Origin of the sequence: Dyadobacter sp. BE31, from assembly GCF_031457695.1 — a bacterium.
In the GTDB taxonomy this organism is placed as follows: domain Bacteria; phylum Bacteroidota; class Bacteroidia; order Cytophagales; family Spirosomataceae; genus Dyadobacter.
Genome location: NZ_JAVDXA010000001.1, coordinates 2,000,535 through 2,020,635 on the forward strand (window position 1 = coordinate 2,000,535; position 20,101 = coordinate 2,020,635).

The window sequence follows — 20,101 nt, forward strand, 5'->3', positions numbered from 1 at the left end:
TAGTCAGGAGTTGTCAGGTTTTGTCATTGATAGTCAGGAATTGTCGTTGGTAGTCATTGATTAAATCCTCAGTAGCTGACCACACCTGACAAGTCCCGTCCATACCTGACCACACCTGACAATACCTGACTACTCATGACTATACCCAACTACTCCTGACCATTTCTGACAACACCTGACCACACTTGACTACTTCTGACCGCACCTGACCACGATCAACCCGCACCTACAAGCGCTTCACGACAATCCAAACGTCCGCATTCCGCCCCTTATCATCGCTGCATGAAATCTTGACACGTCCCAGCGGCGGGCTTAGAAAGACACTTTCCTGCGGCGGCGATTTTTGGTATAGCTTGTCATTGACATACCAATACACTTCCTGAACATCATTCGCAGCCTGGCAAGCGAGCTGGATTTGCTGGGGCTCGTCCTTGCGGATATAATACTCGCTGCCCTCATTCGGGCTCACGATCAATGGCGCTCCTTCATGGAATACCCGCTCGCATTGCGGATTATGGGGAGGTATTTTTTGATAAGGTAGTTTTTGAAGTTCATAAAACGCGATCAGCTCCGGCGCCAGATTGGGATAAGTTCTTTTCTCAAAACCCTTTTCAGGAAGGCAATACGTACAATACGACATTTTCCCCGCCGGATCGGTAAAAACCCAGCGCATATGCTGGCATTTACGATAAGTCGACGTGCCGACGATGTATTGATCGGGCACCTGATGATCGCAGAAATCCGAGGGAATGTCGCCACTCACCGGGCACACATTCCGCAGCGAGATATTGGCCGGTGATTTGTACCAGCCCTTCGGCGAGTTGTAATCCAGCGCATTGAAAATTGAGAAAAGCAAAGGCGTGGCCGTATTAGCACCGCTTAGCTCGGGCACACCTTCCCCGGAAAAATTTCCTACCCACACCCCTACCGTGTACCGGCGATTATACCCAATGCTCCATGCATCCCTTTTACCGTAAGAAGTACCGGTTTTCCAGGCAATGCGGGGCAAATGATAGGTATTGTCAAAATTGGTGGGCAAATCAGGGCGGGTAATCTGCGTGAGAATGCCGGTCGTGAGGAAAGTGGCTTCCTCCGACAATATCGGTGTTCCTTTTTGATCCGGAACGTCGGCACCGCTCAACCGGAGATTCCGCAGCTTTCCTTCATTCGCAAATGCCGCAAAAAGCCTCGTGAGTTCTTCCAGGGTCACACCGCAGCCGCCTAATATCATCGAAAGTCCCAGGTCCTTGGCTTGTTTCTCCACGGTTTTGAAACCCGCTTTCCGCAATTTCGCGATCAATGCCGGAGTACCGATGTCTTTCAAAACCTTCACCGCCGGAATATTCAGCGAATTAGCCAATGCAAATTCAGTGGTAACCGCGCCATTGAAATGCTTGTCGAAATTCTCAGGTTCATACCCACTGAAATTCTCCGGAACATCGTTCAAAACCGATTTCGGGGTGATAATGCCTGCATCGAAAGCTGTGGCGTATAATAATGGTTTCAAAGTACTTCCCGGCGAACGTACCGCCCTTACCCCGTCCACCTGCCCCCCATCGAACGGATTATTGAAATCTGCGGAACCTACGTAAGCTTCCGCTTCCATCGTTTCGTTGTTCACCACGAGCACGGCCGCATTGTGGATATTCATCAGCTGCCGCCGGTTGATGTAATTCCTAACCTGCTCCTCGATCTGGCTTTGCGCTTGCAGATTGAGGTTCGTGCGGATCACCGGCTCATCGGGATATTGCTGCCGCAGGCGTATCGAAAGGTGCGGAGCAAGGCGAGGGGTTTGGAGCCGGCGGATATTCAATGGCTCGTCCAATGCATCGCGGATCACATTTGTGTTGAAAAGGCCGTCTTCTTCGAAACGTTTCAACCAGCTGTTCCTGGCCTCACGCAATGCCTCGTTACGTGTGCCGGGGCGCAAGCCCGACGGGCGGTTGGGCACGATGGTGAGCGCGGTAATTTCTGCGAGGCTTAAAAGTTGCGGCGCTTTGCCGAAATAGAGCAACGAAGCGGCCTTGATCCCTTCGATATTACCGCCATAAGGCACCAGGTTTACATAAAATTGAAGAATTTCCTCTTTGGAATAATGCATTTCCAGCTGAAACGCATGCCACATTTCGATTACTTTATTCAAATAGGTCCGTGGGCGAGGGTCCATCAGCCGCACCACCTGCATAGTGATGGTCGAGGCGCCGGAAGTCCTTCTGCCCGAAAACACATTCCTCACAGCCGCCCGCACAACCGCGAACGGATTCACGCCCGGGTGGTAGTAAAAATATTGATCCTCCTTATGAATGAGCGTTTTTCGCAGCAGCGGAGTAATTTCGTTTACGGTCGAATAGAGCCGCCATTTGTCCTCCTTACTTAAAAATGCATGGATTACCCGCCCCTTCTGGTCGGTTATTTGCGTCGCGTAATGGATTTCGGGATTGAAGGGAAAGGCCAGGTCGAGCACAAAAAACAGGAGTACGAGGCCAATCAATGCCAATAACCCTTTTCCGACCTTGCTATTTTTCATGGGAGAATGTGCGATAACCCGATTAGGCTGCAATATAATACAGCCAACGCCGACGAACGGTTTTAGCGTCTCCCGTTCAATAAAATTGCCCGTGCATTTGTCCTGATCGGTTAATTTTCCCTATTTACTTACTTTACTACAAATAAAATCAATCATAATACCATTATGTCCAAATACATTGCCGCCATTGACCAGGGTACTACCAGCACACGCTGCATACTTTTCAACCAACAGGGGAATATCGTTTCGGTAGGACAAAAAGAACACGAGCAGATTTACCCGAAACCGGGCTGGGTGGAACATAACCCGACTGAAATCTGGAAAAACACTCTGGAAGTGATCGCTTTGGCGCGCATTCACGTGTCGGCGCACGCTTCGGACATTGCGGCTGTGGGCATTACCAACCAGCGCGAAACGACAGTCGTTTGGAATAAGCGCACCGGCAAACCCTATTACAATGCGTTGGTTTGGCAGGATACGCGCACCACCGACCTCGTCGCGAAATACGAAAAAGAAGGTGGCCTCAATCAGTTCCGCGACATTACCGGCCTGCCCGTTTCAACCTACTTTAGTGGTTTAAAGCTCAAATGGCTGCTGGAAAACGTCGATGGCATCCGCGAAGACGCTGAAAAGGGCGAGGCGATATTCGGAAACATGGATACCTTCCTGATCTGGCACCTCACCGGCGGCACGCAAGGCGGTATTCACGTGACGGACGTTACCAATGCAAGCCGCACGCAATTGATGAATTTGCGCACGCTGCAATGGGACAAATCGATGCTCGCCGCTTACAATATCCCTGAAATCATGCTGCCGGCCATCAAAAGCAGCAGTGAAATATACGGTTATACGACTCACGAGGTACTTCCGGGCGTTCCCGTAGCCGGTGACCTCGGCGACCAGCACGCCGCATTGGTTGGCCAAACCTGCTTCGAACCCGGCATGGCCAAAAACACCTATGGTACCGGCTGCTTCCTAGTAATGAACACCGGTACCGAACTGAAAACTTCCGAAAATGGCCTGCTTACGACCATTTCCTACAAATTCGGCGACCAGCCGGTGCAATATGCATTGGAAGGAAGCGTGGCTGTCACCGGCGCACTCGTACAATGGCTCCGCGACAACCTCGGTCTGATCCAAAACAGCAGCGATATCGAGCCGCTGGCCCAAACTGTGGAAGATAATGGCGGAGCCTATTTCGTGCCCGCATTCTCGGGCCTGTACGCCCCCTACTGGCGCAACGACGCCCGCGGCGTGGTCGCGGGCCTTACGCGCTACGTGAATAAGGGACATATTGCACGGGCGGTACTCGAAGCCACTGCTTATCAAACGGCTGATGTAGTCAAAGCCATGGAGCAGGACTCGGGAATCAAACTTGCCAGCCTCCGCGTAGACGGCGGAATGGTGCATAACCAGCTGCTCATGCAGTTCCAATCCGATATTCTCGATACGCAGGTAGTTTCACCAGCCGTCGCGGAAACCACCGCCTTGGGTGCCGCCTACGCCGCAGGATTGGCCGTCGGCTACTGGAAAAGCACCGATGATTTGAAGAAAAACTGGGCCATCGCCCACACCTGGAACCCCGATATGCCCGAAGAAAAGCGCAATGCTTACTACAAAGGCTGGAAGAAGGCGGTTACCAAATCTTACGACTGGATTGAATAGCGCAAGTTGTTTCGGTATTGTCAGGTGTGGTCATTAATAGTCAAGAGTGGCCAGGTATTGTCATTTATAGTCACGAGAGGAGAATTTGCCTAAGATTCTTCAAAAATCACCCCAACAATTCCTGACTATCCTGACTACAAATAACAATACTTGACTACACCTGACAACAAATGACAATACATGACCACTCTTGACCACAAATGACAACACCTGACAACCTCCTGACCACAAATGACCCTTCTTTATAATTTGTATAAACAAGCCCATTCCTTGTGCTATCACGCCGTTCACCTTAACTTCGCGGTGCCAAATCAACCTCAGTAACCCATGCATACCCTCCATCTCAAAAAGCCCCTTGCTTTTTTTGATCTTGAGACAACAGGAGTAAATATTGTCCGCGACCGCATTGTAGAGATTTCCGTTGTAAAAGCATTGGTGAATGGCGAAACCGAGATCCGCACGCGGAGGATCAACCCCGAAATGCCTATCCCGCTGGAAAGCAGCCTCATACACGGCATTTACGACGAGGATGTAAAAGATGCCCCCACATTTAAAAGCATTGCCAAAAACCTCGCGTCGTTCCTCGAAGGATGCGATCTGGCGGGTTTCAACAGCAACCGTTTCGATATTCCGATGCTCGTGGAAGAGTTCTTGCGCGTAGGTGTGGATTTCGATATCAAAAACCGCCGGATGGTGGATGTGCAGCGCATTTACCACATGATGGAGCCCCGCAACCTGGGTGCTGCTTACAAGTTCTATTGCGGCAAAACGCTCGACAATGCACATAGCGCCGAGGCGGATACCATCGCGACATTCGAAGTACTCCAAGGACAAATCGAAAAGTATCAGGGTGTTACGATCACCGATGCACACGGCAAGGTGACCGAGCCGGTGAAAAACGACGTGGCCGCATTGCACGAACTCACCGCCTCTAAAATCGTGGATTTCGCAGGCCGGATGGTATTCAACGACAAAGGCGAGGAAGTTTTCAACTTTGGCAAGCACAACGGCAAGCGCGTGACCGACATCCTGAAAAACGAACCGTCGTTTTTCGACTGGATGATGAAAGGCGAGTTTCCGCTCGACACCAAACGCAAATTGACAGAGATTAAATTAAGGGGATTAACCCAACGTTGACATAATCTTACCTCAGGTTTGAGTAAGTAGTAATTATGTCTATTTTTGCCAGAAATCTATTTTTGACTATTTTAACCGGATATCCCATTAGGTAAACCTGCTATGATCCCAAACCCTATGATGCCAGAGGTTAACATACCAGCGGTTATTCAACATATCCCACTTCAAAGCTACCTAATTCTCAGCACCTTACTATTTGTGATCGGCATTATCGGCGTGCTTACACGCAGGAACGCCATTATCATATTTATGTCGATTGAATTGATGCTGAACGCCGCTAACCTGCTGCTGATCGCATTCTCTTCCTACCGGTCCGACCCTTCCGCGCAGGTTTTCGTATTCTTCATTATGGCAGTCGCCGCCGCCGAAGTGGCCGTCGGATTGGCCATTATCGTAATGATCTACCGTAACACCAGAAATACAGACATCGGGTTCCTGAACAAGCTGAAATGGTAGTTATCTGCGCATAACCGGTACATAATCAAGAGATTAAAGATTAAAAAATAGACATGTCTGCATCATTACTCATCCTGATTCCGCTGCTGCCGCTTGCCGGCTTTCTGATCAACGGAATCGGATTTCCTAATATTCCCAAAGGCGCAGTCGGCATTATCGGAACGTTGGCAGTTGTGGCCAGCTTCGTGCTGTCGGTCATGACGTTCAATGCATTTGTAGCAGCGGGCAGCCAGCCTTTCATCGTACCGCTTTTCGATTGGATCACGGTTGGTGACCTCAACATCCCGTTCTCGTTCCAGGTGGACCAATTGTCGTTGTTGATGCTGATGATCATCACCGGCGTAGGCTCGCTGATCCACATTTATTCGATCGGCTACATGCACCACGATTCGGGTTTCGGCAAGTTCTTCGCTTACCTGAACCTGTTTTTGTTCTTCATGCTCCTACTGGTGCTGGGCTCGAACTACGTAATCATGTTCATCGGCTGGGAAGGTGTGGGGCTTTGTTCTTACCTGCTTATCGGTTTTTGGAACAAGAACACCAACTATAACAATGCAGCCCGCAAGGCATTCATTATGAACCGCGTGGGTGACCTTGGCTTCCTGCTGGGTATCTTCACGATCATCGCTACATTCGGTTCTGTTGAATACTCGGAGGTTTTCAGCAAAGCTGCTGCCGGCTTCCAGGTAGGCGATCCGGTGATCATTACCATTACATTGTTCCTGTTTGTAGGTGCCATGGGTAAATCGGCCCAGATTCCATTGTACACCTGGTTGCCTGATGCGATGGCTGGTCCTACCCCGGTTTCGGCCCTGATCCACGCAGCTACGATGGTTACCGCGGGTATTTACATGGTGATCCGCTCCAACGTGCTCTATTCTCTGGCACCTTCCACGCTGGAAATCGTGGGTATTATCGGTGGTGCGACCGCATTGTTTGCCGCTTCTATCGGCCTTTTGCAAAACGATATCAAGAAAGTACTGGCCTACTCTACGGTGAGTCAGCTGGGTTATATGTTCATGGGTCTGGGTGCGATGGCCTATTCGGCTTCGATGTTCCACGTCATCACCCACGCATTCTTCAAAGCATTGCTCTTCCTCGGCGCCGGTAGCGTGATCCACGCCATGTCCGACGAGCAGGATATCCGTTCAATGGGTGGTCTTCGCAAGAAATTGCCTGTTACATTCCTGACTTTCCTCATCGCCACGATCGCGATTTCAGGTATCCCGCCATTTGCAGGTTTCTTCTCCAAAGATGAAATCCTTGCGCACGTTTTTGAGCACAACAAAGCATTGTGGGTAATCGGTGTGTTGGGTTCGGTAATGACTTCCTTCTATATGTTCCGCCTGTTGTTCCTTACATTTTTCGGGACCTTCCGCGGTACACACGAGCAGGAGCATCATTTGCACGAATCACCGGCTTCCATGACCATTCCGTTGATCATCCTCGCCGTTCTTTCGGCTGTGGGCGGTTTCATCGGCGTTCCCGAAGCATTGCACGGCTCGCACCAGCTGGCGCAGTTCATGAGCCCATTGTATGATCTGGCCAAAACAGCGAACCCCGCCGCATTCGAACATACTTCCCTTTCGCATTCAGAAGAATATATGCTGATGGCGATTTCAGTAGCCGCAGCATTGATCTCCGCGATCGCGGCATATGTGATGTATGTGCAAAAAGGTGCGGTACCAGCACCGGATTCGGAAGAAAAATCGGGCTTGCAGCGTGCGGTTTATAACAAATACTATGTCGACGAACTGTATGATGCCGTATTTGTGAAACCGATTAAAACACTGTCCAACATCCTGTACAGCTTCGGCGAGATCTTCATCGACCTGATTATCGATGCATTCGTAAAACTCGTGAGCCTGGGTGCCAAACTGTTGAGAAAAACACAAACCGGCTCTACCGGCGAATACGTGTTCGCGATGGTGATCGGCATTGTTGTCATATTATTCTGGAAGCTGTTACTCTGATCCGATCATCCATAAATCCGTTTCCTATTAGTTTCGGACCGTCGACTTGAAAATATGCTTACTCTTCTTTTAATACTTTTGCCGATAGCGGCAGGCGTTATCACCCTCCTGGCCGGCGAACGCATGGCGAAGCAGCTCGCGCTGGTTGGTGGCCTCGCATCATTGGGCGTCGCTGTTTTCACCTGGCTGCAATTCGACCCTGCGGCGGGTTCCCAGTTTGGGTTCAAATACGCCTGGCTGGCATCCGGAGGCATCTCCTTCGCTGCCGGTATCGACGGTATCAGCATGCTGTTGGTATTGCTTACCACGTTCCTGACGCCGCTGATCATCCTTTCGGCATTTAAAAACGAGTACAAAAACCCAGCGGCATTCTATTCGCTGATCCTGTTCATGGAAGCGGCGCTGATCGGCGTTTTTACAGCTACCGATGCATTCCTTTTCTACCTGTTCTTCGAAGCTGCATTGATCCCCGTTTACTTCTTGGCGGCGATCTGGGGCGGCGAGAACCGCATCAAGGTTACATTCAAATTCTTCATCTACACGATCTTCGGAAGCTTGTTCATGTTCGTGGCGCTGGTTTATCTGTATTACCAGACACCAGGCACGCATACTTCTGAAATAGCAGCATTCTACCAACTGCAACTGAGCCCCGCAGCACAAGGCTATGTATTCTGGGCATTCTTCATTGCATTTGCCATCAAAATGCCGCTTTTCCCTTTCCATACCTGGCAACCTGACACCTACACCGAGTCGCCTACCGCGGCTACGATGCTCCTGTCGGGTATCATGCTTAAAATGGGGGTTTACGGTCTGATCCGCCTGCTGCTGCCGATCGTGCCGCTGGGCATGGAGCAATGGGGCTTCCTGGCGATGATCCTTTCGGTGATCGGTATCATCTACGGTTCCATCATCGCAATCCAGCAGAGCGACATGAAAACGCTCATTGCCTACTCGTCCTTCGCGCACGTGGGACTGATGGCCGCCGGTGTATTCTCGTCTTCATTGAACGGCTTGCAAGGCGCATTGATCCAGATGCTCGCGCACGGTATCAACGTGATCGGCCTGTTCTTCATCGTCGACATTATTTATTCAAGAACCAAAACCCGCTACCTCGACCAGCTCGGAGGCATTACCCAGAGCACGCCGCATTTGAGCGTGTATTTTATGGTGTTGCTGCTCGGCAGCGTTGCATTGCCGCTTACCAACGGTTTTGTGGGTGAATTCCTGTTGCTTTCAAGTGTATTCCAATACAAAGGCTGGCTCGGTGCCGTAGCTGGTCTGACGATCATTCTCGGTTCGGTGTACATGCTCCGTCTTTTCCAGAAATCCATGTTCGGGCCGAAATCGAAGTGGGTGGAAGGCTTCCAGGACCTGACCGCCAGCGAGCGCGCCGTATTGCTGCCGCTGATCGTGATGGTATTCTGGATCGGTATTTATCCAAGCACATTCCTGAAAATAACAGAGCCTGCTGTAAGCCAACTGTTGCAACTGGTCAATAACTAAGTTAAGAATATGTATCCCATTATATTGTTGTCGGTTTTTGGAGTAGTAACGCTTTTTCTGGGCTTTTCGAAATCCAAGAACATCCTCCTGCCATCCACCCTGCTTTTCCTGGCCATCGCGCTGGGAAGCAACTTCGTCGATTGGGGCAAAGGGCCGTTCCTGTACTTCTACGACATGCTCCGCGTCGATAACCTTACGCTCGCATTCAACGGGATCGTGCTGATTTCGGCATTCATGATCGTCGCTATTTCGGGCGGTTTCCAGGACAATGCGGATGCCGAGCCGGCTGAATATTATGGATTGATGCTGTTCTCGCTCGTGGGCGCCATCATGATGATCGGCTTCGACCATCTGATCATGCTTTTCATCGGCGTAGAAATCCTTTCCGTGGCCATGTACGTGCTCACAGGAAGTAACAAGCGTAACCTGCGCTCGAACGAAGCAGCATTGAAATACTTCCTGATGGGTGCATTCGCAACCGGCTTCATGCTTTTCGGTATGACGCTGCTGTACGGCGCAACCGGATCTTTCCAGCTTGTCGCAATCCAGGGTTTCACATCGAATATGTCTGCCGCTTCACAATCCTACATTTTCTATGCGGGCTTGCTGTTGCTGCTGATCGGTATGCTTTTCAAAGTATCCGCCGCTCCTTTCCATTTCTGGACGCCGGATGTGTACGAAGGCGCACCCACGATCTTCACTACATTCATGTCGACGATCGTGAAAACCGCCGGATTTGCCGCGCTCTTCCGTTTGCTGAACCACACTTTCGCTATCTACAACTTCTGGTGGATCGTGATCGCGGCCATCGCGGTACTGACATTGCTCGTGGGTAACATCGGCGCTACCAGCCAGAACAGCTTTAAAAGAATGCTTGCCTACTCGGGTATCTCGCACGCGGGCTACCTGCTGATCGCGCTCACAGCCCTCAGCAAGCCGACTCAAAACGCCATTATCTTTTACTCACTTGCCTACTCTTTGTCGACCATCGCTGCATTTGGTGTGCTGATGCTCGTTTCGAAGGAGAAAACGATCGAAGGACAGCCTAACGAACGTTACGAAGCATTCAATGGTCTGGCAAAGCAAAACCCATTGCTCGCTTTCGTGCTGGCAGTGTCCATGCTTTCATTGGCCGGTATCCCGCTTACAGCCGGGTTCTGGGGTAAATTCTTCATCTTCACCAGCGCCGCCGAGCGTGGCATAATGTGGATCACCGTCATCGCCGTTCTGATGTCGACCGTCGGTATTTACTACTATTTCCGGGTGATTATTTCTTCCTATTTCAGAGAAGGAGATACTGTTAAGATCCGTGTGGCGCCATTTTACCAGATCATCCTGGTGTTGGCTACATTCCTGACGATCCTGTTCGGTCTGGCGCCGGGGATCTTCGAGAAATTGATTTAAAAAACCTGCAAATAATACCTTATGAAAATCGCCGTATATCCCACGGCGATTTTTTTGTTACCAACTCCCCAAACACACGTATCAAGGGTATCTGTAATTAAAAAGATATCCGTATGCAAACCAAGCGACACACCTATCTCCCATTCACATTCAGGCCGGAAGATCTCCTGGGCCGCGAACCCATCATCCCGGACTTACAAAACGCATTTGAGCGGGTTCGCCACCGCAACATCCTTATCACGGGTGCCTCGGGCACGATCGGCGGCGAGCTCGCCGTACAGGTATGCGCTTGTGCACCAGCAAGAGTGATTTTGGTTGACCAGGCCGAAACCGCGCTTTATGAGCGCGATTATCAGCTGAAACAACAATTCCCTGCAACGCATATTACCTGCCTGATTGCCAACATTACCGACGCACGGCGTATGGCCGATCTGTTCTCGAAAAATAAGATCGACATCATTTTCCATGCCGCGGCCTACAAACACGTGCCGTTTATGGAGCGCCACCCTTATGAAGCCATCAAGACAAACGTCTTCGGCACCGTTATCCTTGCCGACTTGGCAGTTTCGCGAAGCGTCGGCCAATTCGTGTATATTTCTACCGACAAGGCCATCAGGCCTGCCGGCATAATGGGCGCTACGAAGCATTTTGGAGAACTTTATCTACAATATCTCAGCCGTGAACATCCCGCGCGCACTCAGTTCATTATCACCCGCTTCGGCAATGTACTTGGTTCGAATGGCTCATTCCTCATTCGTTTCGCCCAGCAGATCCGGGAAGGTGGACCTGTTACCGTCACCCATCCGGAAGCCGAGCGGTACCTGATGACGGTCACGGAGGCTTGTCAGCTGGTACTGCTGGCTGCGGCGCAAAGCACCGGGAGCGAGGTGCTGTCCTTCGACATGGGAAAACCGGTATGTATTGCCAACATCGCACGGGACATGATACGACTTGCAGGAATGGAACCGGACAAAGACATTCCGATCGTTTTTACAGGATTACGAGCAGGCGAAAAACTGACGGAAGAGTTACACACCAGCGAAAATGAGGCCTTACCCGGACAGCTCTGCGCGGTACCCTTTCCCGACCGTCCGTACCTGTGCATGCGCGCAGCGCTGGAAAGATTGCAAAAAGCGCTCGACTCCGGCGAACCTCAGCAAATGGTAAGCGTGTTGAAAATGGTCATTCCCGAATACATTAGCGCCAATTCGCCTTACGAGGCTTTGGACACCCTCCGTGGCGGACAATCTGTTCCTGACCGCCGACAGCCGGCAACCGACGGCCGATGTTAGTTGGGCGCGTAATTATTGTGCAGGAAGGAAACCACTTACACGCATCCAGTGCAAACAACGGCCAAACCACTCTTCGAAAGACGGTGTTTGGGGATAGCCGTGCAGCCCCTGGGAATAAATGTGCATATCAGCGGAAATCCCTTTTGCAAGTAATGCTTCATAAAAACGAATGCTGTTCGAGACCGGCACCACTGTATCGTCGCCTGCGTGCGTAAGGTATGCGGGCGGCGTAGTGGCGGTTACCTGTAAATCGTTCGAGAAGTAATTAATACGTTCCGCGGAAGGCGAGGCACCCAGCAGGTTGGCCGACGAGCCCTTATGCCCGATTTTACCTTCAAAGCTGATCACCGGATAAACCAATATCATAAAATCCGGGCGAAGGCTTGTCGTTTGGGGGTTGTCAATGAAACTGCTGTCGTAATGCGTACCAGCCGTAGACGCAAGGTGTCCGCCGGCTGAAAAGCCCATAATGCCGATCTTCGCCGGATCGACCTGCCATTCCTTTGCCTTCTCACGAACCGTTTTAATGGCTTGCTGGGCGTCCTGCAAGGGGCCAACGGCCTTATCTTTCATAATCCGGTCGCTGGGTAGCCGGTATTTCAGCACAAATGCCGCGATTCCCGCCTTATTGAGCTCTTTTGCCACGCGATAACCCTCCCGCTCGATCACCAGTCCGCCGTAACCGCCGCCGGGGCAGACAATCACCGCTGCACCATTGCCGGTACCCGCCGGTGGAAGAAATGCTGTTAATGTAGGCTTCGATACATTTTTGATGTATCCCTTTTCACTGGTTTCCTGATTTCCCGCTTGAATGGCATTCGGGATACGATCCGGATAAAGTGCCATTTCGGTCTGCGCGTACGCCGATACTGTCAGGAGCTGAGCAAGGCCGACAGCGGCCAGGAGGCTGGATATTTTTATCATTTAATTTTTTTCTAATTCCTATTAAATATATTTTCTACCTAAATTTCGGTTACACTGTTGACCGCCCGGCCCAGCAGAACCCTTCGCTACGGCTAATGCCCGGTAAACAATGGGTTAAGACATGCATTGACAAATTTTACCTGCGCAACGCGCGCGGAAAAGCTTCGGAATGGAGCGAACAGAATTGCACCATTCTGTGTTATTCGACTAATTCTTTTAATATTAATATAATATTTACAAGAAATTCGAAACCCGTTTGTTACTTTGTCCCATTGAACAATCAAAAAAATAACTAGTTTTGTAGAGTAACCTAATCATGCACTAGTTTCTTTGATAAGTTATAAATCGTCTTAAATCCACAAAAGAATGAAATATACAGTACATGCAGAGGGCAGGTTTCAGTTTATCGACGAGGGAAAGGGCGAAACATTACTGCTTTTGCATGGCCTTTTCGGTGCATTAAGTAACTGGGACGGTATTATCGATCATTTTTCAGACCGTTACAGGGTCGTTATTCCATTGCTTCCGATTTACTCGCTTCCCCCGCGTGAAGCCGGGCTGGAAGCACTGCTTGCCTTTCTCGAAGACTTTGTTTCGTTTAAAAACCTTACTAACGTTACAGCCATCGGTAACTCGCTGGGTGGCCACATCGGCTTGCTTTACACCTTGAAAAACCAGGAAAACGTACAGCGACTGGTATTGACCGGCAGCTCAGGCCTGTTCGAAAACTCGATGGGCGGCTCATTCCCGAAACGTGGAAGTTATGATTATATCAAGGAGCGCGTAGCTTATACCTTCTACGATCCGGAAGTGGCAACCAAGGAACTCGTCGACGAAGTATTCGAAACGACTTCGAGCATCCCGAAATGTATGAGCATCGTGGGGATTGCTAAATCCGCTCAGCGGCACAACCTCGCCAAGGATTTGCACCAGATTACCGTTCCTACCCTGCTCGTATGGGGCCTCAACGATACCATTACCCCTCCGCACGTAGGTTACGAGTTCAATCGCCTGATCGCCAACTCCGAATTGTACTTTATCGATAAGTGCTGCCATGCCCCGATGATGGAGCATCCGCACGAATTCAACCTGATCCTGGAAAGCTTCCTGGAAAAAGATGTGTCGGTCCCGGTGGTGTAAAATCCGGGAATTCCGGGAAAATTTCTTTTGTTACGATAGTTGATCTATATATTGTTTTTTTATAGCTTCGAAAAATGACGTTCTGACCCATGCTCGCAGCCAATCTGATAAATCCAATGATCCCCGTACTGAAACCGAACGATTCGGTGGGTACGGCTTTGGACTGGATGGATGAGTTTGGTGTAAAACAACTGGTCATCGCCGATTCAGGCATTTACCAGGGCATCGTCTCGGAGGATATTCTCTTCGACATTACGGACATTTCCGAACAACTTTCGAAAGTCATTATCCAGCATAAGGACATCTTCGCGACCGAAGACCAGCATCCTTACGAGTTGCTCCGCTTGGTAAACCAGTTTGGTCTGCTAGTCATTCCCGTGCTTCACGACGACCGGTCATTTGCCGGCAGTATTCTTGTGAGCGACCTGGTCGAACATTTCGTGAATGAGCTGGGCGTACAGGAAAAAGGCGCCGTGATTGTCCTTAAAATCGCCGAAAGGAGCTACTCGCTTTCGGAAATAAGCCGGTTGATAGAATCCAACGGCGTCAAAATCCTGAGCAGTTACTATTCGTCGGGAGAAGTCTATAACCCAACCAATGAGGCCCGGTTAACCTTGAAACTGAACCGGACGCATATTACCCCCATCATCGCTACGCTGGAACGCTTCGGGTACGAAATCGAAGAAGCGCACGCCAACGACCCGATCGAAAGCCTCGACCAGGAGCGCCTCGATATGCTTTTACGCTATCTGGCCACCTAGCACCCGTGCCCAATGCCTGCACCTCAAATGTGCATTCGGCTTTTGAATCGCACCATTTGTCGTGTATCTTTCGGCTGAAACCACAAGTTTTATTTTTTCTTCATGAAAATCGCCATTCACGGACGCAACTTTAATGAGTCCGCAAGGCCGTTCATTGAAAACATGTTCGATGAACTGGCTCGCAGAAAAGTTGAGGTCCAGCTTTCGAAGTCATTCAGGACATTTCTGGATCAGGCCGGCATTTCGCATTATTCCGAACTGGTTTATGAGAAACCCGAAGAGCTTTTCGACCCCCGCCTGATCGTAAGCATGGGTGGCGACGGCACACTGCTTGAAACCATTTCGCACGTAGGCAAGCGCCAGACGCCCGCGATCGGTATTAATGTAGGTCGCCTGGGCTTTCTGGCCACGGTATCACCCGAGCGCATTACCGACATGATTTCCGCGCTCGAAAACAGCCAGTTCCGGATCGATGAGCGGACGCTGGTGGAAGTAGAGTCGAATATCGATCTTTTCGACGGCCTCAACTTCGGTTTGAACGATTTTACGATCACCAAAACCGATACGTCGTCGATGATCACCGTGCATACTTACCTCAACGACGAGTTCCTGAACTCCTACTGGGCCGACGGACTTATCATTTCCACACCCACCGGCTCCACAGGCTACTCATTAAGCTGTGGCGGCCCCGTACTGGTGCCGCATTCGCAAAACTTCATCGTGACGCCCATCAGCCCGCACAACCTGAACGTGCGCCCCTTGGTGGTGGAAGATACCGCCGTGATCCGCCTTGAAGTAAAAAGCCGCAGCAGCAACTTCCTCGTTTCGCTCGACGCACGCTCGCGCATTGTGGATGAGAACACGCAGCTGCTCGTGCGCAAGGCCGGGTTCATTGCGCGGTTGATCAAGATGAAAGACGACAGTTTTTTGAATACATTGAGAAGCAAACTATCGTGGGGGCTCGATATGCGAAACTAGGCCCTATAAATCTTCATTTCTGACACCCTATGCGCCTTACGTACCACACTTTTGACCTTCAACTCAAACATACCTTCACAATCGCGCACGACTCGCGCGATGTCCAGCAAACGCTGATCGTCCAGCTCAGCGACGGCGTCCATTCCGGTTTCGGCGAAGCTACTTCCAATCCCTATTACGGCATTACGATCGGTAATATGATCGCGACGCTGGATATGGTTAAAGACATTGTCGAAAAAGGAAAATATGGCTCCGCCGAAGATCTCTGGACCATGGTACATCCGCTTCTCAGGGACAATTCTTTCGCACAATGTGCATTGGACGAAGCCGCACAGGATTATTTCGCCCAAAAGAAAGGTCAGAAACTGTACGAAAGCTGGGGTTTGTCCCCCGATCATATCCCTATGACCAATTTTACGATCGGTATCGATACGGTCGAAAAAATGGTCGAGAAAATGAAAGAATTGCCGTGGCCCATTTACAAGATCAAGCTGGGTACGAACGAGGATCTCCGCATTGTTCAGGAACTGAGAAAAAATACCGACGCCCTGTTCCGCGTGGACGCCAATTGCGGCTGGACAGCGGAGAAAACGATCGAGCTCGCACCGCAACTTGCAGTATTGGGCGTTGAATTTATCGAGCAGCCGCTCCCTGCTGACGATATCGAGGGAATGAAAAAGGTTTTTGCAGCGAGCGCATTGCCGGTCATTGCCGATGAAAGCTGCATTGTCGAGGAGGATGTCGAGCAATGTCACGGCCTTTTTCACGGCATTAATATAAAACTAACCAAATGCGGCGGGCCGACGGCCGCGCTCCGGATGATCGCGCAAGCCCGGTCGTTGGGTATGAAAACGATGGTCGGATGCATGACGGAAACGAGCGTAGGCATTTCGGCAATCGCGCATTTGCTCCCATTGCTGGACTACGTGGATATGGACGGCTCCCTGCTCATCCGCAACGACCCTGCCACCGGTGTGACCTTTGACTTTGGCAAGGTGATCTACGCCCGGGGCAACGGCACCGGCGCAGCATTGAAACCAGAATTCTTATAGGTTTCGCTGTGAACACCTACCACACCAGTAAACTTCCCGGCAGGACCGTCACAACCACCGACGGAAGGGAATTTCTGTGGTTCAGCGGCACGGATTACCTCGGAATGGGACACAACGAAGACTTTCGTAGACATCTGCAATCAGCTACGGAAACTTTCGGAAATCATTATGGAAGTTCAAGAAACAATAGTTTGAGGCTGGACATTTATGAAGAGACCGAAGTACAACTAGCTGATTTCCTGCAAGCTCCGGCTGCTGCAATCGTTTCATCGGGAATGTGGGCAGGGCAATTACTGATGAAAGTGATTGAGCCTATCGCCGACGGCCATTCCAATTCCAACCGCTTCACTTATCATTACGCACCAGGTGTCCATCCGGCATTGTGGGGCAATACATTTCAGCGTACCGAATTGCACTGGAAGGAATGGGCCGAGCAAACGGTGAAAAAAATCAACGGTACGCCATCCGGGACGATCCATGTAATCTGTTCAGATGCGGTGGGCTCACCAATGGTCAGCGCATTCGACTTTTCTATATTCAATGCATTGAAAAACCCTTCGGAAGTCTGGCTGGTTGTCGACGAATCGCATTCATTGGGCGTAGTCGGCACTGGTGGCAAAGGAATCTCCGCTCAGCTTTCCGAAGCAATTTTACACCAGACGATTTTTGTGTCTTCCCTAAATAAAGCATTGGGCATTCCCGCAGGCGCAATCTGGGGTGCGAAAGGCGCTATCGACACACTCCGCAAATCGCCGTGGTACGCCGGCGCGTCACCGCCCGCACCTGCATACGCATATGCGTTGAAAGCACTTTTGAAAGACCGTATTTACGAGCAGCAACTCGCACAATTACTGAACAATGTATTCCGGCTCGGGCAGCAAATCGGAAACACCTTGCTTTTCAAATCCATCGCGGGTTATCCCGTATTCTGCTCTTCCAACGCCGCATTATTCGATCACTTGCTCGCAAACGGCATTATGGCCTCCTGCTTCCCCTACCCCTCGCCAGCCGATGCGCCCGTTACGCGCATTGCGATCAGCAGTTTGCACCAAAAAGAAGACCTCGACCGGTTGGCCGAGGTCTGTAAGCGGTTCATTGCTTAATATCTTTTATTGAAATCAATCTTCGGTTGTTGTCCCGCCCATTTTCGCGAGGCGTTTCTCTTCCCGCAATTTTTCACGTTCCACTTTCGCCGAAACCATGATACTGATCTCATAAAGCATGAAGAGCGGGATGGCCACGAGGATCTGGCTATAAATATCCGGCGACGGAGTAATCACAGCCGCAACGATCAGGATTACGATCATCGAATGCTTGCGATATTCACGCATGAAAGAAGGCGTAAGCACCCCGATTTTAGATAAAACAAATACCACGATCGGTAACTGGAATGCCACACCGCAGGCCAACGTAAGCGTTGCTACCAGCGATATGTAGGAAGAAATGCTGAATTCGTTGATAATCGAAGGGTCCAGCGTAAAGTTAGCCAGGAAGTTGATCGCCAGTGGCGTTACCACGTAATAACCGAAAAGCACACCGGAAAAAAACAGGAATGTTACATAGAACACCGCTCCACGTGCCGATTTCCGCTCGGAAGGCTTCAATCCTGGTTTTATAAACCTCCAAAGCTCCCAGAATGCGTAGGGAAATGCAAATACCAACCCGGCGATTACCGACGAGGTCATACTCATCGTAAACTGGTCGCCCATCCCGATTGCCTGCAATTTGAAATTCAGTGCTTTGATACACAGATCCTCATAACCAACGATTTCGGAGAGCTTACACAGCTGCTTGTATGTCCAGAAATCCGCTCGGGAGGGAGCGATGATAACGTAGTGATAAAGCTCTTCAATATATACGAAAGCGAGGATCGCAAATACCAGAATCGAAGCACCGGCGCGGATAACATGCCATCTTAGTTCTTCGAGATGCGACAGAAACGACATCTCTTTGCCTTCTCCTTCCTCTTCTTCGTTATCAAAATCCTGATCCAGGGACATATTTTAAATTATTACTAGAACTCAATCTACGTGGAAACTAAAAAACAGGATCACTCCCTGTTTACGAAAAGCTGAAATTACTTAAAAAACCCGTCGAAGTAGTCCGGCGGGTTTTTAATTCACGTGTTTTTGAATGGATTAGTCCATTACAAAAGGATAATCGTTTTCAACGTACACATCCGTGTAAGCTTCTTTCGGATCCGGCCACTCCGATTCCTCGGCGAACTGCACGGATTCGGCAACGATATCTTTTACTTTTTTATCAATATTTTCGAGATCCTCTTCGGTAGCAATCTTGTTTTCGAGGATCACCGCACGGATCTGCTCGATCGGGTCGCGGTGTTTGTATTCTTCTACCTCCTCTTTCGAACGGTATTTCTGAGGATCGGACATCGAGTGTCCGCGGTAGCGATAAGTACGGAATTCAAGGAAAGTAGGTCCGTCGCCTTTGCGTGCACGTTCCGCCGCGCGGGAAACCGCTTCGTGGATCGCCTCAACGCTCATACCGTCAACAGGCTCGGAAGGAATATCATATGCCTCGCCCAGGGTGTACAGCTCGGTAACGTTGGAAGTACGCGCCACGGAAGTACCCATTGCGTAACCGTTGTTTTCAACGACGAAGATCACAGGCAGCTTCCAGCTCATCGCCATGTTCAGCGTTTCGTGGAATGAACCCTGGCGGATCGCACCGTCACCGAAGTAACAGATACACAGGTTATCGGTTTTGTTATATTTCTCAGCGAATGCGATACCTGCACCCAGGGGAATCTGGCCGCCAACGATACCGTGGCCCCCGATGAAGCCTACTTCTTTATCAAAAATGTGCATGGAACCGCCCTTACCTTTGGTAGTACCGGTCTTCTTGCCGAAAAGCTCTGCCATGATCGCGTTCGGGCTCGTGCCCAATGCGAGAGGGATACCGTGGTCACGATAAGCGGTAATGTACTTGTCGCCTTTTTTCAGGGCACTCACCGCGCCGGAAGAACAAGCTTCCTGGCCGATATAGAGGTGACAAAAACCACGAATCTTCTGCTGACCGTACAACTGGCCCGATTTTTCTTCAAAACGGCGTTGTAAAAGCATATTCTCGAACCAGAACATGTATTGCTCCTTCGGATGCTGTAACTTTTTGGGGGCTGATGCTTTCTTTTTCTCAGTAACGGTGGCCATGTATTTGGTTCTCGTTTATAAAGACAGAACTTTGTCTTAAAGTTATGGTATGAACAGAGTCTGTTTTGCCGTACTCACGCAATGATGTGCGAAAATAAGCATAAACTAAATAACAAAGA

16 protein-coding genes are annotated in these 20,101 nt (G+C 50.3%); 12 read left to right on the forward strand and 4 right to left on the reverse strand.

Going from position 1 to position 20,101, the window contains the following annotated elements; translation table 11 throughout:
- Positions 1 to 226: 226 nt before the first annotated feature.
- Positions 227 to 2,527, reverse strand: a complete 2,301-nt coding sequence (pbpC, locus tag J2Y43_RS08535; protein WP_309992661.1) for a penicillin-binding protein 1C — start codon at positions 2,525 to 2,527, stop codon at positions 227 to 229.
- A gap of 165 nt (positions 2,528 to 2,692) precedes the next feature.
- Between pbpC and glpK the strand changes: the two genes are divergently transcribed.
- The 7 genes from glpK to J2Y43_RS08570 all read left to right on the forward strand — a co-directional run bounded on the left by glpK (position 2,693) and on the right by J2Y43_RS08570 (position 11,957).
- Complete coding sequence (gene glpK / locus J2Y43_RS08540; RefSeq protein WP_309992659.1) at positions 2,693 to 4,192, forward strand: glycerol kinase GlpK; 1,500 nt, start codon at positions 2,693 to 2,695, stop codon at positions 4,190 to 4,192.
- 327 nt (positions 4,193 to 4,519) lie between these two features.
- On the forward strand, positions 4,520 to 5,329 hold the full coding sequence (locus tag J2Y43_RS08545) for an exonuclease domain-containing protein (protein ID WP_309992657.1): 810 nt from the start codon (positions 4,520 to 4,522) through the stop codon (positions 5,327 to 5,329).
- Positions 5,330 to 5,449: 120 nt separating this feature from the next.
- A complete protein-coding gene (gene nuoK / locus J2Y43_RS08550; protein ID WP_374755665.1) occupies positions 5,450 to 5,785 on the forward strand; it encodes an NADH-quinone oxidoreductase subunit NuoK in 336 nt (111 codons plus the stop codon).
- A 53-nt stretch (positions 5,786 to 5,838) separates the two neighbouring features.
- Positions 5,839 to 7,758: an NADH-quinone oxidoreductase subunit L gene (gene nuoL, locus J2Y43_RS08555; protein WP_309992653.1), complete on the forward strand. Its 1,920-nt coding sequence runs from the start codon at positions 5,839 to 5,841 to the stop codon at positions 7,756 to 7,758.
- A gap of 54 nt (positions 7,759 to 7,812) precedes the next feature.
- Positions 7,813 to 9,261: an NADH-quinone oxidoreductase subunit M gene (locus tag J2Y43_RS08560; protein WP_309992650.1), complete on the forward strand. Its 1,449-nt coding sequence runs from the start codon at positions 7,813 to 7,815 to the stop codon at positions 9,259 to 9,261.
- Positions 9,262 to 9,270: 9 nt separating this feature from the next.
- A complete protein-coding gene (locus J2Y43_RS08565; protein WP_309992648.1) occupies positions 9,271 to 10,665 on the forward strand; it encodes an NADH-quinone oxidoreductase subunit N in 1,395 nt (464 codons plus the stop codon).
- Between the two features lie 113 nt (positions 10,666 to 10,778).
- Positions 10,779 to 11,957 carry an SDR family NAD(P)-dependent oxidoreductase gene (locus tag J2Y43_RS08570; protein WP_309992646.1) on the forward strand — a complete coding sequence of 393 codons (1,179 nt, stop codon included), beginning with the start codon at positions 10,779 to 10,781 and terminating at the stop codon, positions 11,955 to 11,957.
- Positions 11,958 to 11,969: 12 nt separating this feature from the next.
- Here the strand turns inward: J2Y43_RS08570 and J2Y43_RS08575 are convergent, their stop codons facing one another.
- The gene (locus J2Y43_RS08575) at positions 11,970 to 12,881 is read right to left on the reverse strand and encodes an alpha/beta hydrolase (protein WP_309992643.1); all 912 of its coding nucleotides are present in this window, start codon (positions 12,879 to 12,881) and stop codon (positions 11,970 to 11,972) included.
- 366 nt (positions 12,882 to 13,247) lie between these two features.
- On the opposite strand from J2Y43_RS08575, the gene J2Y43_RS08580 reads away from it, so the two are divergent.
- From J2Y43_RS08580 to J2Y43_RS08600, 5 genes are all read left to right on the forward strand, one after another.
- Entirely contained in the window at positions 13,248 to 14,021 is a 774-nt protein-coding gene (locus tag J2Y43_RS08580; protein WP_309992641.1) for an alpha/beta hydrolase, read from the forward strand.
- A gap of 89 nt (positions 14,022 to 14,110) precedes the next feature.
- Positions 14,111 to 14,782 carry a CBS domain-containing protein gene (locus tag J2Y43_RS08585; RefSeq protein WP_309992640.1) on the forward strand — a complete coding sequence of 224 codons (672 nt, stop codon included), beginning with the start codon at positions 14,111 to 14,113 and terminating at the stop codon, positions 14,780 to 14,782.
- A 102-nt stretch (positions 14,783 to 14,884) separates the two neighbouring features.
- Positions 14,885 to 15,760, forward strand: coding sequence for an NAD kinase (locus tag J2Y43_RS08590; RefSeq protein WP_309992639.1), 876 nt, complete (start codon positions 14,885 to 14,887; stop codon positions 15,758 to 15,760).
- Between the two features lie 29 nt (positions 15,761 to 15,789).
- Complete coding sequence (locus J2Y43_RS08595) at positions 15,790 to 16,812, forward strand: dipeptide epimerase (RefSeq protein ID WP_309992637.1); 1,023 nt, start codon at positions 15,790 to 15,792, stop codon at positions 16,810 to 16,812.
- A gap of 8 nt (positions 16,813 to 16,820) precedes the next feature.
- A complete protein-coding gene (locus tag J2Y43_RS08600) occupies positions 16,821 to 17,915 on the forward strand; it encodes an aminotransferase class I/II-fold pyridoxal phosphate-dependent enzyme (protein WP_309992635.1) in 1,095 nt (364 codons plus the stop codon).
- A 15-nt stretch (positions 17,916 to 17,930) separates the two neighbouring features.
- Here J2Y43_RS08600 and tatC read toward each other — a convergent pair whose 3' ends face one another.
- Together tatC and pdhA are read right to left on the reverse strand one after the other, a co-directional pair.
- Entirely contained in the window at positions 17,931 to 18,812 is an 882-nt protein-coding gene (gene tatC, locus J2Y43_RS08605; protein ID WP_223406315.1) for a twin-arginine translocase subunit TatC, read from the reverse strand.
- Between the two features lie 138 nt (positions 18,813 to 18,950).
- On the reverse strand, positions 18,951 to 19,982 hold the full coding sequence (gene pdhA, locus J2Y43_RS08610; protein WP_223406313.1) for a pyruvate dehydrogenase (acetyl-transferring) E1 component subunit alpha: 1,032 nt from the start codon (positions 19,980 to 19,982) through the stop codon (positions 18,951 to 18,953).
- Positions 19,983 to 20,101: the final 119 nt, after the last annotated feature.

Excerpts from the sequence above, each read along its gene's own strand:
- J2Y43_RS08570 (WP_309992646.1), top strand. The coding sequence starts at position 10,779 with ATGCAAACCAAGCGACACACCTATCTCCCATTCACATTCAGGCCGGAA.
- nuoL (WP_309992653.1), top strand. The coding sequence starts at position 5,839 with ATGTCTGCATCATTACTCATCCTGATTCCGCTGCTGCCGCTTGCCGGC.
- J2Y43_RS08585 (WP_309992640.1), top strand. The coding sequence starts at position 14,111 with ATGCTCGCAGCCAATCTGATAAATCCAATGATCCCCGTACTGAAACCG.
- J2Y43_RS08560 (WP_309992650.1), top strand. The coding sequence starts at position 7,813 with ATGCTTACTCTTCTTTTAATACTTTTGCCGATAGCGGCAGGCGTTATC.
- tatC (WP_223406315.1), bottom strand. The coding sequence starts at position 18,812 with ATGTCCCTGGATCAGGATTTTGATAACGAAGAAGAGGAAGGAGAAGGC.
- J2Y43_RS08580 (WP_309992641.1), top strand. The coding sequence starts at position 13,248 with ATGAAATATACAGTACATGCAGAGGGCAGGTTTCAGTTTATCGACGAG.
- J2Y43_RS08595 (WP_309992637.1), top strand. The coding sequence starts at position 15,790 with ATGCGCCTTACGTACCACACTTTTGACCTTCAACTCAAACATACCTTC.
- J2Y43_RS08590 (WP_309992639.1), top strand. The coding sequence starts at position 14,885 with ATGAAAATCGCCATTCACGGACGCAACTTTAATGAGTCCGCAAGGCCG.
- nuoK (WP_374755665.1), top strand. The coding sequence starts at position 5,450 with ATGCCAGAGGTTAACATACCAGCGGTTATTCAACATATCCCACTTCAA.
- glpK (WP_309992659.1), top strand. The coding sequence starts at position 2,693 with ATGTCCAAATACATTGCCGCCATTGACCAGGGTACTACCAGCACACGC.
- J2Y43_RS08575 (WP_309992643.1), bottom strand. The coding sequence starts at position 12,881 with ATGATAAAAATATCCAGCCTCCTGGCCGCTGTCGGCCTTGCTCAGCTC.
- J2Y43_RS08545 (WP_309992657.1), top strand. The coding sequence starts at position 4,520 with ATGCATACCCTCCATCTCAAAAAGCCCCTTGCTTTTTTTGATCTTGAG.
- pdhA (WP_223406313.1), bottom strand. The coding sequence starts at position 19,982 with ATGGCCACCGTTACTGAGAAAAAGAAAGCATCAGCCCCCAAAAAGTTA.
- J2Y43_RS08565 (WP_309992648.1), top strand. The coding sequence starts at position 9,271 with ATGTATCCCATTATATTGTTGTCGGTTTTTGGAGTAGTAACGCTTTTT.
- pbpC (WP_309992661.1), bottom strand. The coding sequence starts at position 2,527 with ATGAAAAATAGCAAGGTCGGAAAAGGGTTATTGGCATTGATTGGCCTC.